This window comes from Rubinisphaera margarita, assembly GCF_022267515.1.
Classification (GTDB): domain Bacteria; phylum Planctomycetota; class Planctomycetia; order Planctomycetales; family Planctomycetaceae; genus Rubinisphaera; species Rubinisphaera margarita.
This window is the reverse complement of sequence record NZ_JAKFGB010000021.1, coordinates 21720-37972: the sequence shown is the minus strand read 5'-3', so window position 1 is coordinate 37972 and position 16253 is coordinate 21720. Positions and strand designations below refer to the sequence as shown.

Sequence of the window (16253 nt, the reverse complement as noted above, 5' to 3'; positions counted from 1 at the left end):
CGTCGCCCTACTCTGCCTGATTTCTGGAAGTCGTATCAATCAAATAGACGATGAGATCAGCAAGCTGCTCCACAGAGAGCTCCTTCTCGAGACCGACCGGCATCAGGGAATTGTTCGTCCCCTTCAGCAGTTCTATCTCAGCTCGCACGATCGTCTTCGTTTCCCCGTTCGCGAGGCCGAGTGTCACACTCGTCGCAGTTTCCTCCTGCAGAACGCCTGTGAAGATTTGCCCCTCCACGGTCACGACCTGGTACTGCAGGTACTTCGATTCCGCAGCCGCATTCGGGTCGAGAATCGCCGTCAGCAATGCCGCGGGAGATCGGTTCAACAACCGATGCAGGTCAGGCCCGATATTCCTACCCTGTTCCTGAAGGCGATGGCACGATGTGCAATTCTTACGGAAGAGCATCTGCCCCCGCTCCAGAGATCGGCCACCAGCATCGACGAGGGCGAGAGCAGGTTGATAGTTCTTGAGCACGGCTGCCCGATCCGGATCTACTCTTTCCAGAAGCAACGCGGCCTGATGGCTGATCTCACGCCGACGGTGCTGCGTCAACCGCTGCGCCTGATCCAGTGACAGTGCGTTGCGTGGGATCTCATCGCGTTGGATGACGTCGAGCAGATAAGGAATCCACGCTTCTCGCGAAAGAATTCCTTCAACGATGTGCCCTCGAAGAGCGGGAGTCAGGCCGCTCCACGATAAGAGCAGCTGCTTCGGTACGTTCGAGTGAGGAATTCGCAACATGGTCGTCACAGCGGCTTCCTGAAGCTGTGGTGGCGACTGCGGCGTAAGCAATGATGCAAGCAGTTCGACGTCGGAGTCGTAACTGTCCGCCCCATACCCGAGCACTTTCGTAGCCACAGCCCGGTCCGACGGTTGCTGTGAATCGTCTCGAACGAACTCCCGGGCATCCGCGATGAGTCTCTGGAGTTGAGCTGAAGTTTTCTCGGTCAGCAAGTCCTTCAGCCTGCCTCGGGTTGAGCCAAGTTCATCATACCAAAGCCCAAGCGCATCCCATGTTGCTGGCGAGGATGGCACTTCCGAAATCCACGTGGCGACAGGCTTGGACCTCCCCATCTTGAATGCGATCGCTGCGAGATGCGGCACCTCGGCCGCGTCGCGATCTGTTCGTCGTGTTTCCGTAAAGACGTCCTCGATGTTGGACTCGTTCAGACTGCTCATCACCGCGGCGATCTGATACTCGTCTCCCCCGCTCTGCCGCAGAAGCTCAGCCAGCAGTTTTCCGGTCCACACCGAGCGAACCTCACCGAGCGTGTAGGCCAGCTGAAGCCGGACACTCGCCTCATCATCGACGAGCTTTGTGAATGGCCCCCGGAGTTGTGCCGTGTCGAAAGATTGAGAGAGAAAGCCTTCGGTACATCGGACGGCATGACGTCGGACGCCGGAGTGGGAGTCGTTCATCGCGGTCAACACATCGTCCAGCGTTAAGAGATTGAGCCCATCGAGTGTGCACAGAGCATGCAATCGAGCCTGAGGCATAGGGGTATTCCGCAGGAGTTGCTGCAACAGGGTCGCGGCAGCCGAATCATTGCGCCAGATCAACATTCGCTGTACAAGATCTCTTTGCCACCCACTGGGCGATTCGAGGGCGGCGACAAGGTCATGGAGGCTTAACTCGACCAGGGACTGGAAAGGACGAGTTGGTGCCCCAACCGGCGCGATACGATAGATTCGTCCCAACTCCTCGCCGGAACGTACGTCGAGCGTTTTCTCTAACTCGTCTGCGATCCATTCCGGATGCTCGATGACTTCCCGGACCATATCAGCCACGTACAGAGCTCCGTCCGGTCCAATACGCAGTCCCGCTGGTCGAGACCAGGGATCTTTCGAACGGAAAAACTCCACCTCGCCTTCGTGCAGCTTGTGGCTTTCGAATGTCACTCCGTTCGGAACGAGCTTGCGGGCGTGGACGATGTTATAGACAGGCTCGCTCGTGAATGTCACGTTTTCGTACTCCGAACCGAACAGATTGTCCCGATAGGCGATAACGCCGCAAGCCGATGTAAATCTCGGAATCGCTCCGATCGCCCGGAACTTCGGATCGCAATGACTGATGATCGGACCAATCGGATACACTCGCGAATCGCCTGTGCAGATATCCCGGCGGGCGGGCGGTGAAACAAAGTGAGGATTTCTCGCCAGGTACTTCTGATCAAGAACGAAATGAAAGATGGGGTTCGGGTTGTTGCAGCCAAACCAGTTTCCCCAGTCGTCTCGGTTTCGACCGAATTGCGTTCTTCCGGAAACGAATTCCATCTCACCGGAATCGGGACGAATTTTCAGATCGAAGCCGCCGAGTTCCAGAACCTCACCGGTCTGGTGCGAGACGATCTTTCCCCCGCTGTCCCCATTGGCCAGATAAAGCCAGTTGTCGAGGCCCCACCGCAACCCGTTCACGCGGTGCTGTTCGTTCCCTTCGCCGAAACCGGAGAACAGCTTCAGTGTCTCATCGGCCTGGTTGTCCCCGTTGGTATCCTTGAGATACAGCACGTCAGGACAAGCGGTCACAAGAACTCCATCCCGCCAGACGATCAGACCGTTTGGCGTCTGCAGCCCCTCGGCAAACAACGTGGACGTTTCGTAAGTGCCGTCTTGATTCCGATCTTCAAGAACGCGAATCCGCCCACCCCGTGATCCCTGGCCATCCATCCCCATGGGATAATCGGCCATCTCCACCACCCAGAGCTTCCCATCCGGCCCCCAGTCGAGATCAACCGGGTCCATCACAAGCGGCTCGGCTGCAACCAGACTGACTTCAAATCCGGCAGCCACCTCGATCTCTTCAAGTGGCCCTGCAACTGCATCGCCTGGCTGGAGACTGGCAGCTAGGAAAACGGCCAATGCAATTCTACCGACTGAAAAAGGTCTCGCCTTCATCGCTTACTTTCTGCTTTCGAAGGGGCACGCGTGTCGACAGCCCGCTGAGGCTCGAGCAGCATTCTGACCTAATTGACGCGCGCATCATAGTCGTGGGACTGCCACCACAGTTTTTTGAATGCCGGCTGCTTCCCTGCCCAGCTCCTGCTGCCCAGCAGAGTGCCGTCCTTGTCAAAATAGGCACGCAAACTCAGCAGATCGACATTCTGCCACGACGACAACTTCTCGCCCGCTGCCGTGGTGAAATCAGCTGGCGTCAGGGCGATCGTTTCCGGCTCGCCGCCGTTGAGCTTCACGACGGCCGCAAACTCTTTCGATTTGCCTCGATATGACCGGAAGAAGTTCTCCGTCAGCACGATCACCAGTTCATTCTCCCGCTCTGCCTGCACCTCAAGTGTAAGCTTCTGATCGGGCTGCCCCTGCCACCTGGGATCGTTGAGCTTGCGAGTCGAGTATTCCCAGTGATGCGGGTTGTTCGACGAGAGCGTGTACCAGTCCTGCCAGCGATTTGAGAAGTCGTCGATCAAAGTGCTTCTTTTGTCCGTAGCATTCGCTCCTGCCCGGCACAGGTCATCAGGAGTCGCCGTATGCAGCATCGAACTGATCGCGAGCGTATCGGTCGGCTGGGATCGAGGAGCCGCTGCACTCGTGGGAATCGTGTAGTAGACATTGGCAAAGGCGAAGAGTGGCTGCCCGACGTTCAAGATGGGCAGCTTTGCGGTCCACATCTTCCCGTCATTCGTCGCTTCAGCAGTTCGCCAGAACCGGGCCTGCGGGTCGGGATCGACGGAATACAACAGTTGGACTCGCTCGATGGGCAGCGAAGTGTCGGGCGTGCAGTGAAGCACGGGAATGCCATCCTCGGCCGTCAGCACGAGCTTCGACTCCGGTGTTCGGGGAAACGTGAATTCCCCTTTGAGATACTGGTCGATCCAGAGCGGCCTCGCCACAGCGAACTCCGGTGTGAATCGATGATTCATGTGCGGCGTGAATACATAGCGAACATTCTGGTGAGGGATCAGTTCGCCTGTGCGATAGGTGTCGTCCATGATGCCGTGGAAATCGTTCGTCGCCCCCAGCCACAGCAGCGGAGCGTTGATGTGCGGAGCATATGACTCAAAACCAATCGTGGCATCGAACAGTCCCACGTCTCCATTGGGCGTCTGCTTTCGCTGTTCAGGCAGAAGAGGCCAGCGCCGGGTGCGGAAGCCCGAGCCACCAACAGACGGAGCGGCGACTTTCACTCGATCATCAGTCCCAGCGACGTACACGGTGAGATTTCCGCCCATCGAATGGCCGTAGACGCCGAGTCTGTCGGGATCAACTTCGGGCTGCTGCTCTAGGAACGTCAGTCCCCGTCTGGCCGCCAGCGTCAGCAAATACCAGTTGTTGTTTCGAGGCGACTCGACCGGATCAAGGTATTTGTCACCGGGCTTCAGATTGAAGTAGCCGGGCACGTTCTGCTGAGTCGGATCGACGGCTCCCCAGTCGGTGTTCGGGTCGCCTGCATTCGCCCGTTCCATCTCTCGTCCACCCCAGTTGATCGACAGGCACGCGTAGCCGCGCCTGGCGTAGAAGTCGACTTCGTGCAGAAACGCCCGTTGACCACCCCCATGCAGGTGCAACAAACCCGGCAGCTTCACTGCCCCGTTGGGGAAGGCGAAGAACGCCGCCATGCGAGACGGTTTGCCTTTGAACGTGCCGATGTGAAACGTGACATAGCGGTAAACGATGCCGTCCGCCTCCCACTCCCGCACGACCCTGGTGTCGAGTGCATCCTGCCGGGGATCGAAGTCCGACCGAAGTGTCGCGACGGTTTGTGGAATCTCCTCCGCACCGGCAACAGGGCTGATGCAGCAGACGACGAACAACACCAAAAGAAGTTGAGCAACTCGCATAACATCTCCGCAGATTCTCGAAAGAAGGCAGGAGGACGAACATCGCCGTCTTGATCGGAGACAGGTTCAGACCGACAGCGTCGACCGCTTCGAAAACACAAACGACAAGCGATCCACGCACTCGGCGCAGTTGTCGTGTCAACTCGAGTGCAAAGTCTTCGACGGACACAATGTGCTCATGCGAACGGACTCACTGCGTCTGCCTGCCCCAAAAGTATCGGCAGCATAGCATAAGACTGTTCTTGTGCGATGCCGGCAATGACTCGCTCACTGCCGCGCGTGCCTCGGCGGCTTTAACCTGCCATGGACGCGGGATTGCGATCGTCGTCTTCGGAGGACTTGGAGCAGCAGGTGCCCCAGATGGAGCCGCCCCGTCTTTCCGTCCACTGGGCGCAGATCGCGTGTTTACACCGCTTTGGCCTCAGAATGACAACCTATCCGGCCTGCTACGGGTCCTGTCGAAAGAACCGACGGAGTTCGGCATGCAACTCGGGCCAGTCCCGCTTCAGGTCTTCCGGCGTCTCAAAGAACGCTTCCGTCGCGACCGCGAAGAACTCAGCGCGATTCGTGGTGCCGTAGCAGTCGAGAACCGGCCTGCGTCGATGACGGCAATCGTCACAAAGCCGCTCAAACCCCTGTCTCATGACATCCAACCAGCGCTCGGCATCCGTCTCTGATTCGATGGGAGGAACTCCATCAGCATCTCGCCCATTGCGAAAATCCAGCTGGTGTGCGAACTCATGCAGAATGACGTTTCGTTTCGACGGCGATTGTGCGATCTCATCCTGAATGTCAGACCAGGCCAGAATCACCGGTCCGCGGTACCATGCTTCGCCGAGTCTGTCGGACTGACCTTCAATGATGACTCCGCTGCCGATGTGGTCTTTCGTCACGGCTCGATACGTCGTCGGATAGAGTAGTATGCTTTTGACATCGTCGAAGTGATCGTCGTCGAACCCCAGCGTCAGTCTCATTGCATGTCCCGCAATCGTCAGACGATGCTCGTCGGTCACGGACAGTCCATTGCACCCCTCCCAATACTTGTGTTCGACGAACCGCCTGATCCCCGCGTCGAGCCGTTCCCTCATCTCCACGCTCAACGAATTCCGATAGGGAACATTCACTTTCAGGATTTGCTGCCACGTATCGGGCAACGGACTCGATTTATCCTCAGGGCGTACAATCGCCCGCAACAAATTCCACACGGATGTCCCTCCAAGGTGACAATGCGACCATGATGCGGTCATGGTCATACTGAGAGATCTCGCCGGAACCCGATTCCTGGATTCCTGCCAATAGCGTGAATGACCTCCTTCGCGTCGTCGTGATCATATCCGCGCGGGCCGTCGCGAACACCCCGCAACAGCCCGAACCCTGGTCGAGTTCGCGTTCTCTGGAGTCATCCGATGCAGGAGAACCACTTCCTCTGTCTCGCCGAAGCAGGTTCGGCCAACGACAGGGAACAGGACGATGCTTCGGCTCTTTGTTGTCAGACGAAGCAGAACGATCTGCTGACGAGCTCTGTCACCCGACTCAGTTACCGCCTGATTCCGTCGAGATACTGGAGCAGGTCAACTCGGCTGAACTCATCATAGTCGGACTCTCTCCATTCGCCTTCTTCGGAAGACAATGTCTGTAACGGCATTGATTCTGCCGTAAGGAGCGACTTGGCGGGGATACTCGGATTGCCAGCCCAGCGAGTGACGAGCGACGTTGTGTCATCCGTACTTGTGAGAGCTGACGGAGACCGAGGCACGATGCTTTCCGGGGTCGTTGCATTCGCAGGTAGCGGAAGCGTTACTGCAAAACTTCCAATATGCACATAACGCCAATCGAGAGCCGCGTACCATTCGGCCAGTGGGCGGTCCACGAATGAACTTCCTGTCGACTCTGCTGCGTGCCACCAACCGTCGGCGGAGCGAGCAAAGATATCGCTCAGACCATCCCCGTTGCTGTCGCCAACCATGAGTTCGTGAAGCCGGCCCGCTGATTCGCTCCAGTCGAGCCAGTGCTCCATCCACATCCATTTAATGGGAGGATCGATTCTGATCTCAGTTGTAAATGTGCGATGTTCATTTGGCGTCTTCGCGTTTCGCTTCGTTGACCGCTTCAAGTGACTTGCGGATGTTTTCCCGCCACGTGCCTTTCAGCTTGTCAGGCTCGGCCCGGTTCAGAGTGCGAAGGGCTTCGTCATATTGACCGCGCCGGGTCAGTATTCGGGCGATGCCCTGCAACGCACCGTATTCATCCGCGCCGCCAATCCGCTCACGGCCGCCGACGATGGCGCTGAATGATTCTAATGCTCTGTCGTCGTCGCCGAGGTTGTGTTCACGATTCCAGCCGAGCGTGAGTAACAGAGAATTACGCGTCCGAGGGTCGCTGATCCACTGGAGCGCCTCTGTGAGATCGGCTTCGGCTCTGGTACCATCTTTGACGACCGAGTAGGCTCGCCCGCGTAAGTGGTAACCGTCTCCGCGCTTCCAGAAGGGCCAGCGAGTCAAATCTTCCTCGGAAAATTGCGAAATCAGTTCCAACGCCTTGCCGTGCGTGAGAAGACTCTGCATCTGTGCGGTTTTCTTTACGGCTTCGATCGGAATTCGAGGGATGATGGCAGCAGCGCTGGCTTTGTCGAGCAGCGCGGCTTGCTCCAGCGCGGCTGCTTTTTGCAGATCGGTGATGTTCTCCAACTCGGCGAGTGCGAGAAAGTCCGCAGCCTTACGAGCTTTCGCGGCTTTCTGGAAACCAATTACGAAGTCGGTGACGCCCGGATCGGCCTCGAACTGATGCGACCTTCCATCGTAGAAGTGCGCGAACTTCATCGGCTCGTGGAAACCCGGCGTTCCGGTCGGAGAGAGGGCACTCAGCTCCCGGCCGTCCTCGCGGATACGCTGGCGGCAAAGGTTGATATGCCATGGCAGACTTTGCGTAGGATGCCGACCGACCACCTGATTCAGCGGATCGTTTTCGTCCGTCGTGACGGGGAAGCGGATCTCGACCGTCCAGTGATCGTCGGCGATGTGCGTGGCGACTTCGGCCTTCGAGTCCCAGCCGATCCATTGTCCTTTGGCCGCCCCTCGATCGAGATCGACGAGGTGGCCGGCGGGACTGATGGCGATCTGATAATACGAGTGCATTTCGGTGGCCAGCTCGATCTCGATCAGATCGCCGTGCCAGATGGCCTGATCGTCATCTCGAGTCGATGCCGTGACAGGTTTCTCGCCAGGTTGCTCGTTGCAACGAAAGGCGAAGTATAGATTGCTCCCCTGCCAGCCGGCCTTGAACGATGTGCCGAAGATGGGCGTGCGACCGGTTTGCAGCTCGCGAAATGTTCCCGTGGCGGCAACGGGGCATGTCTGCCAGTACTCGTCGTCGAGCTTGCCATCAATGATGATATCGTGCGCATCCCCGACCAGCCGCACCTTGGGCACGGGACCGCGTTTCTGGCCGAGTTGCTCGGTCTTCATGCGCAAACCTTTGAGATAGTCGTCTATCAGGGCAATACGTTGACCATATACGCTGACGGGATCAACTTTCGTCTTTGCATTGGCGAAGAGCGTGAGTGCTTCATCAGCCTTCGCCTTATCCTTATCCATCGCTTGCCAGTTCGCCTCGCAGAAGTTGAAGAATGTGAGCATCTCTTTCTCGGCGGGGCCGTAGAACAGGCGGCAGTATTCGCGCAGCATCGTGTCCACATTCGCATCCGTGCCGCCCCAGTACATCCGGGCGGTGAAGTAGACCAGGAAGTGATTGAAGCCGATGTCTTTCGTGGCGAAATCCTGGGCCACGCTGAGCCAAATGTCCTCGCCCCCCGAGATGCCCTTAGTCGCGCTGACGGTGTCGCCGATCGCATGCGCGGCGAAACTGGGCAGATACCAGCCACGGCCAGTGAAGGGATAGTTCTCGAAGATCAGCAGTGGATTGTCGGTCTTCTTCAGCCATGCGGCACGCAACGCGTCCGGCGCGGATTCACCCTCGCCTTTGACGCCGCGTTTGTTGATCGGACGGCGACCACCGACGATGCACACCTGCACGTTCGGTTCGAGTTTCTCGATCTTCAACGGTGGCAGCGTGTAGACGCCATAGGCACAATTCAGCACCTTGGCGCGCGGATGCGTTATCGCGATCTCCTTCGCCACGCGATTGACGAAGTCCCACACGTGGTCGCTAAGCAGACCGCGCTCGTTGCGATCAGGCGAGTCCTTGCCTTTGCACTTCTCGCATTGGCAGATCGCGGTGTAGCCGTCCGGAGGCATAATGGAGACGGTTTCAAACTCGTAGGTGTCGAGCACCGTTCGCGCCCAGCGTACGGTCTCATCGAAAAGCTCGTCGTTGGAGTAGCAGACCTGGCACTTCGAGTCGCCTGGCTTGAAATCGGTCTTGCCGCCGTAGATCGCGAACCAGTCCGGATGTGCGTCAAAGACAGCCTGATGGTTCGTCATTGTGGAAATGCCGTGAGCGATCTGCAGTTGCTCATCGTTACGCAGACCGAGCCGCATGACCCACATCGAAGTCTCTGGACCTGCGGTGCTGAAGCGGAAATTGAACTGCCGCAATGGAAAGTCTGGTTGCTCGGTTTCATTGATCCGCGGCAGCGGAATCGTACTCATCGACGGCAGCACTTCGCCCAGTTCGCCCGGCAGATACCAGCGTGCGCCGAGCTTGCGAAAGTAACCGCAAACCGCGTTGAAGCTGCCGCGTTCGTCGAGCCCCCAGATTTCAAGCACCTCTTTCGGCTCCGTGATCACGCCGTCGGGCTTCCCTGTCTCGCCGGGCAGTCGAAGGCGATTCTTGTAAAGACCGCGAGCCGGCATTCCGTACGGTGCCCCAACGATCTGCTCCCACTCTGCCTGTGCCCGCGGGATGTCGCCGTTGTTCTTCGCAAATGGCTCCCGGGGCGTGAACTCGCTGTCGTCGCCGACAAGCGCCATCCAGTCCTCTCCCGTTGCGATGCGATACGCGCCGTCCTTCAAACCCTCTGCGTTCACAGGATTCTGCGGGCTTGCGCCGATGAAGATCTTCACGGCTCGCCCGCTCGGTGCGGTGACGATGGGCAGTCTCGCACCGCTGATCTTCTCGATGTTCCTCCGAAATTCATGTGCCGCAACCCGCTGCATGCGTGAGGGGCTGGCAGAAATGACGATCTCCGCCCGTGGTTGACCCTCTTCGACGATGACTGCGTCGGAGGCGCGCGATGCCAAAGGCGGAGCGAGCACGATCGCAGCGATGACGGCGAGTATCTTTTTCATGTTGTACGTTCTCACGTCGAGGGGAAGTTCACGCGCAAGTTTCGTGAAAGGGGGGGGGAAATAACTGCTCGAGAGAGTTATGGATTCACAGCCGGGTCATTAGTCTCGTTAATCCATTTCCGCAACGCGTCCAGTAGCTGTTCCCGTTTGCCTTGATGCTCGGCGACCGCCGCGAAGCTCTGCATTTCGTCCGGGTCAGATGCGAGGTCGTACAGTTCCAGAGTCGGCACAGTCCCGCCGAGGTTCTGCGGGTCCATTTCGGCGAGGATCTGGTACTGCCGTGGGAACGTGTCTTTCAGCCGAATCGTTTCCGCGTACGTGCGATTGCCCCAGACTTTGAACTGGCGACTATCGGCGTTCACGTGCCGCCACGCGGCTTCCACGTTCTCGCGATAAATCAGCTTCCAGCGACCGTCGAAGACGCTGCGTTCCTGCATCCCGTCGTTAGGCAGTGGGCCTCGATTGGAAATCTCCGCAAAAATGTAGTCGTGTCCCTTTGCGTTCGTGGCTCCTGTCAGCAAGCCTTTGATCGAGTGACCGTGAAGCGGATAGTCGAATGTCTGTTGGATGCCGCACAGTTCCAGAATGGTCGGAAGCAAATCGAGTTCACTGACCAGTTCGTCGCAGACGGATCCCTGCCGTATGCCCGACCCGCGAACCATCAGCGGCACCCGCAGGCCAAGGTCGTACAGTGTCATCTTGCCGTGCTGAAATGTCGGCCCGTGATCGCTCATGAAGAAGACGATGGTGTTGTCGTTCTGGCCGGATTGCCTGAGCACCTCCAGAGCCTGACCGGTCAATGCATCCGCCTGTTCGACTGCAGCCAGATACTCGGCCCAGTCCTTGCGAACGGCGGGCGAGTCCGGCAGGAACGCCGGCAACCTGATTTCATCTGGATTGACACGGATCGGAGTCTTGTCGCTGTTCGGGTACGGTCGATGTGAGTTCGGGATATTGACCATCAGAAACCACGGCTGCTTTCGCGAAGCTGCGTTCCTGATGAAACCCGATATCTCCGCCCGCGAGCCGTGTAGAAACTCGTCGTATGGAAACTTCTCGTTGGGTAACACGTGCAGCTTGTGCGTGACTCCCTGGTAATATCCGTTGGCTTTCAGAATCTCGGTCAGGGTCAGGAACTCGCTGCGTACGCGATTGATGCGAGCGAGCTTGAGGTTCCGCTCGGGATCCGTGACCTGAGCAGCCGGCTTATGGAAGTTGTGCGTATTGTTCAGAATGCCATTCGTGTGGCTGTGCAGCCCGGTGAAAAGGGCCGCTTTAGATGCCGAGCAAACGGGGTATGCGACAAAAGCGTTGGTGAAGTACGTTCCGGATGTCGCCAGCGCATCCATATGAGGCGTGTTCAGTCCCGGCGTGCCAAGCAGGCTCAAGTGCGCGCCTTGATCTTCCGTCAGGACAAACAGAATGTTGGGATGCTCGGTCGCATTCGCAGCACTCGCAAGCATGACACACAGGACCGAGCCGATTTGAATTAGTAGACGCCTCACTAATTAGCCTTCCTACTTTTCCTGGCGCCTCGCCGTTGCTGCGGGTTAGCCGCCGGAGTAGGCACATCCCGAATTCCCTCGATGTACCAGTCATAAAATTCTGCGGCATTGCGGCTCATGCCTTCCGACTTCATGGCCCAGATGCCAGGGGGAGACTGCGTGTCCGCCCAAACCTTCAAGTCGGCGTGCAGCGATGCCGCTAACTCCGGCGAACTCTTCAAAAGGTTGTTCGTCTCCTCGAAGTCCGCTTCCAGATCGAAGAGATACTCACGGGTGTCGCTGCGCAGGTATTTCCACTTTCCCTTGCGGATGGCTGACTGACCGAGCCACCGCCAGTAGAGCACTTCGTGCGGAACCTCCTCATTCTGTCCAGTCAGGTAGGGGATCAGGTTGACCCCGTCGAGAGCCGGATCATCGGGCAGGCCGGCAAGTGCGCAGGCTGTCGCGCCGACATCGAGAGCGATAACGGGATGCGAACAGGTTTGACCACCGGGGATCGTTCCCTTCCAGTGAACGACGAAGGGAACACGAATTCCGCCCTCGGTCAGCATCCCTTTTTCACCGTTCATAGGATCGTTGAGCGAACCATCCCAGCCGGGACCGCCGCCGGGAGCATCGATCTTGTGAATCTTAAGCGGTGCTCCGTTGTCGCCAATAACGAAGATGAGCGTATCTTCTTCGAGTTCATGCTTTCGCAGCGTGCTCATAATCTGACCGACACCGTCATCGACGGCGGACAGCATCGCAAGTGCCTGACGACGACGCTCGGGCATCTCGCCGGGAAAGCGGTCGAGGTAACGCTGTGGAGCGTCGAGAGGAACATGCGGTGCGCGGCAGGCGAGATAGAAGAAAAACGGCTTGTCGTGAAAGCGATCGATAAAGGTGCAGGCAAAGTCTGAAATCATATCGAGGTGATAGTCGCCGCCCTTTTGCTCCTGAGCTTCGATGTCTTCGCCGTCGAGGTTCATATTCCAATGGCCCGGCCCGTTGCTGTGCTTGTGAAAGGCCTTGTCAAATCCATGCGCGGCGATCATGTCGGCCCGGTTCGGCCCAAGATGCCATTTGCCGGCCATGCCTGTAACGTAACCCGCCCGCTTCAGTCGTTCGGGGATCGTTTCGAGTGCATCGAAACGCTTCATGACTTCCGCGTCCTGAAACTGCGGATTCGACTCCAGTCCCCACTTCGTCTGGTACTGACCGCTGATCAGTCCCCCCCGCGAAGGAACACACTGCGGCGCCGTGCAGTAGCCGTCCGTCATGCGGACGCCGCCTGCCGCAAGGGCATCCATGTGCGGCGTCTTCACGTCGTCGAAAATGCCCTGACAGCTCAGATCAGCGTAACCATGGTCATCTGTGAAAACCACAATGACGTTGGGCTTTCGCTCGCGATTGATCGATACGGCGGGCGCGGTCGGCAACTTCAGGCTGTAGTGCGTCGCACCGTCCTCGCCGACCAGTCGAATGTCGGAGATTTCGATCGTGCCCTGACCACTTGAGGGATCGATTCGCACAGCGAGCAGCGGACTCCTTGTTGTGAACTTGATGGCGTACTCGTGCGCCGTGCCGTCGTGTTCGACATCGAAGGGATGGCTGCGCTCAGCCGTGAATGGACCGGCTGCCTGTTCCTGCCAGAAGACTTGCCCCCTGCCACTCGCATCCGAGGTCATTGTGATGTGCAAAGTGAACGACGTTTCGTCGATTGGCCTCGGCAGACGATGGCTCAGATAAGGGTCATTGCCCGAACTGTTGACCAGCAGCCCAGTCTTCGATGCTGACAATGTGCAGGTTCCGCCCGGCCGCCATCCCGCGACAGGTTTTGCGGTCGGAGACGCTGCCTTTTTCTTCGGAGGCTTTCCGCTGCCTTTGAGTCCAGCATTCCCTTCCTGCGTGACGTCGTACTTCGACGGATCAAATCTGGGATTCGGCAACGGGCGCACGGCCTGAGTGTCGGCGAGGTGCTGTTCAATCAGTGCGTCGAGTTGCTTCACCAGTTCCGGGAACTCGCCTGCGAGGTTGTGTTGTTCGCCGACGTCGTCCCTGAGATTGAACAACTTGTATCGGTGTTTCCGGTTCTCGCCGCCGTGAAAGATGCGGATCAGTTTCCAGTCGCCTTTGTGAACGCTGACTGAGGGCGGCAGCCAGTCCGGAACGCCCGGGGCATGCGGGAAGTAGGTGAAGATCGCTTCTCGACTGAGCGACCTGCCCTGCAGAGCCGGAACAATGCTGATGCCGTCAAACTCCTGATTCGGTTGAGCGTCGATCGACAGCATTTCGAGCAGCGTTGGATAGAAGTCGCTGCTTTGAATGATCTCGTCACTTCGCGAACCGGTCTCAATCGAACCCGGCTGCACGATAATCGCTGGACCTCGCATACCACCTTCGTACATGGTCGCCTTGCCGCCGCGCAAGGGGGCATTGCTCGTCGCGGTCGTTCCATCGACTTCATTGTACATGTTCCCGCCATTGTCCGAGGCGAAGATGATGATCGTGTTGTCCGCGAGTTTCAGCCTGTCGAGTGTGTCGAGCAGCGTGCCTACCGCATCATCCATGCTCTCAATCATCGCCGCGTAAGTGGGGCTGCGTTGCGGGTCTTTCGGATCGACCTGTTCACGGTATTTGTCAATCAAGGGCTGCTTCGCGTCGAAAGGCGCATGCACGCTGAACATCCAGTAGTTCAGAAAGAACGGCCTGTCTGCATGCTTCTCCATGAAGCTGACAGCTTCCCGGGCCATCCGGTCTTCAATGTGCTCATCCGGAATGTCGGGATCATGATCGAAGTCCTTAAACTTCCACGGAGCGACATAGCTCCCCGCAGGTCCCGGCCCCGGATGGTGCGGCACATCGACATCGAATCCATGTTCCAGCGGCGAGTAGGGCTCATGCCCGAGATGCCATTTGCCAAAGTGCCCGGTCGCGTAGCCGTTGTCCTGGAACATCTCCGCCAGTGTGTAGTAGCTGGTGTCGAGCCGCGACGCCGATTCTGGCAGTGTCGCAAACCTGTTCGGCGGCCCGCTCGTCGCCTGCACCGGCTTCAGGATGACTTTCGGCAAATGGCAAGTCGGAGCAGTGATGCCATGCCGTGCCGGACTGAGTCCCGTGAGCACACTCGCCCGCGTCGGTGAACATAACGGGCTTGAGGAATAAGCCCGGGTGAATGTCATGCCTCGCTGTGCAAGTCGTTCGATATTCGGGGTTTTGTAGAAGTTCGTCGTCCCAAACAGCGTTGTGTCGCTCCAGCCGAGATCATCGGCAAGGATGAAAACCACATTGGGCTTCGACTCCGCTGCGTGTGCACTGATGCTACTCATGGCAACGAGTAGCAGTAGCGGCAAGAGCGTTCGTGGAGACAAACGGGGGATCAGCGGTGAATTCATAAAGTATTCAATCGATTTGCAATGGTTGGCCGACTGCGATTCTTTCAATCGCTCGACGCGAATGTTCCGGCGTCAAATGATCTCCCCAACCCAGCTTCGGCTCCCCCATCCATTCAAGAGGAGGATCGCACCTCGTCACCGCTGACGGTTGGGCACGGGGAGACCGCAGGCGAACTGGAAGCTCCTCACATGATCTTACTCCGTTCGGTACGGAATCACATTCTCCAGACGCACGCACAACCTGCTCATTCTCTGGCTTTCGGCCAGGACGATCAGCCGGCGTAGAAGTCAGTCGCGGCGGCCAGACGAGATGCGCGTTATCGCTGGACCGGTCGCTGGAGAAACGGACATCCCAGACGATCGGCGATGGCCTCGGCATCCTGCCAGCCCCATCAGACGACTGCAGCAGACTCTGCTCTCTACGCGTGCTCTGGAAGAATAATCGTCAGAAGAAGAGATGAATCCTCGACGGCCTTCAGAGCGTGTGGTTCTCCACCGGTCAGATAGAGGAGACTGCCTGCCTGCATTTCATGAGTCTTTCCGTGCACCTCGAAGTTCACTTTGCCTTCGAGACAGTGCACGACGAGCGTCCCGCGGGCGCTATGCGTGGCAATCTCTTTTCCAGCTTTCAAAATGAGCCGAATAAGCTCGAGATCTTCGCTCTTGGCGACCGTATAGGTGCGACCGTTTCCCTGTCGTTCTGACAGCGGCCTGAGCTCGATCAGCTCTCCAGGGTTTGCGTGGTCCAGCGCCATCGGTCATCCTTTGTGATTCATCTTTTACAGGTGAGGTTGCCATAGGCATCAATAGTTCGTTCAGCGGGTCTCCTTACCAACCTCCTCATCACCTCCTCGGTCAAGATTGGTCCCGACTCATCTCAGAATCGCAAACTTGGAATGTATTCCCACGAAGATCTGCACCTGGCCTGGAATCGCGGGATCGTACACCTCGAAATCGAGCGAGAAATTTCGACACAGTTCCAGATCGTTGATCTGAGTCCAGGTGTCCAGCAGGGCCAAAGGCATCTCGCCTCGTGCCTGGAAGACCGCATATTCTCCGGCGGGGATCTCACGCAGGCAGAATCCATCCGCAGCGCAGGGTACGTCGATCACTTCACATCCTAGAAAATGCGAACACGTGCGGAAGTTGTTCTCTTCGTAACTGTGATAGGCGGCAATGAGTCGACCATCCACTCGGGCGGGAATCTGATCCGCGATATTCTCCTCTTCGAAGTGCTTCCAGAGAGAGAAGATTTCATCGCGGCTAAGCACGGAAGCTCGTACTTCGATTCCATAGAGTGGACGAACAGGGAACTGCTGAATCAGCATCTT

The 16253-nt window shown here is 57.8% G+C and carries 9 protein-coding genes; all 9 read right to left on the bottom strand.

Annotated elements, in window-relative coordinates; all coding sequences use genetic code 11:
* Positions 1–7: 7 nt before the first annotated feature.
* On the bottom strand, positions 8–2899 hold the full coding sequence (locus L1A08_RS20105) for a PVC-type heme-binding CxxCH protein (protein WP_261362992.1): 2892 nt from the start codon (positions 2897–2899) through the stop codon (positions 8–10).
* A 68-nt stretch (positions 2900–2967) separates the two neighbouring features.
* On the bottom strand, positions 2968–4797 hold the full coding sequence (locus L1A08_RS20100; RefSeq protein WP_238758327.1) for an alpha/beta hydrolase family protein: 1830 nt from the start codon (positions 4795–4797) through the stop codon (positions 2968–2970).
* Between the two features lie 446 nt (positions 4798–5243).
* A complete protein-coding gene (locus tag L1A08_RS20095; protein ID WP_238758326.1) occupies positions 5244–6002 on the bottom strand; it encodes a M90 family metallopeptidase in 759 nt (252 codons plus the stop codon).
* 332 nt (positions 6003–6334) lie between these two features.
* Complete coding sequence (locus L1A08_RS20090; RefSeq protein ID WP_238758325.1) at positions 6335–6814, bottom strand: hypothetical protein; 480 nt, start codon at positions 6812–6814, stop codon at positions 6335–6337.
* 55 nt (positions 6815–6869) lie between these two features.
* Positions 6870–9608 (bottom strand): DUF4838 domain-containing protein, encoded by a 2739-nt coding sequence (locus L1A08_RS20085; protein WP_390896943.1) that lies wholly within the window; start codon positions 9606–9608, stop codon positions 6870–6872.
* 512 nt (positions 9609–10120) lie between these two features.
* Positions 10121–11506 (bottom strand): sulfatase family protein, encoded by a 1386-nt coding sequence (locus L1A08_RS20080; RefSeq protein ID WP_238758323.1) that lies wholly within the window; start codon positions 11504–11506, stop codon positions 10121–10123.
* 41 nt (positions 11507–11547) lie between these two features.
* Entirely contained in the window at positions 11548–14856 is a 3309-nt protein-coding gene (locus L1A08_RS20075; protein ID WP_238758322.1) for a sulfatase-like hydrolase/transferase, read from the bottom strand.
* Between the two features lie 485 nt (positions 14857–15341).
* Positions 15342–15677: a cupin domain-containing protein gene (locus L1A08_RS20070; protein ID WP_238758321.1), complete on the bottom strand. Its 336-nt coding sequence runs from the start codon at positions 15675–15677 to the stop codon at positions 15342–15344.
* Positions 15678–15794: 117 nt separating this feature from the next.
* Entirely contained in the window at positions 15795–16250 is a 456-nt protein-coding gene (locus L1A08_RS20065; RefSeq protein ID WP_238758320.1) for a GyrI-like domain-containing protein, read from the bottom strand.
* Positions 16251–16253 lie beyond the last annotated feature (3 nt).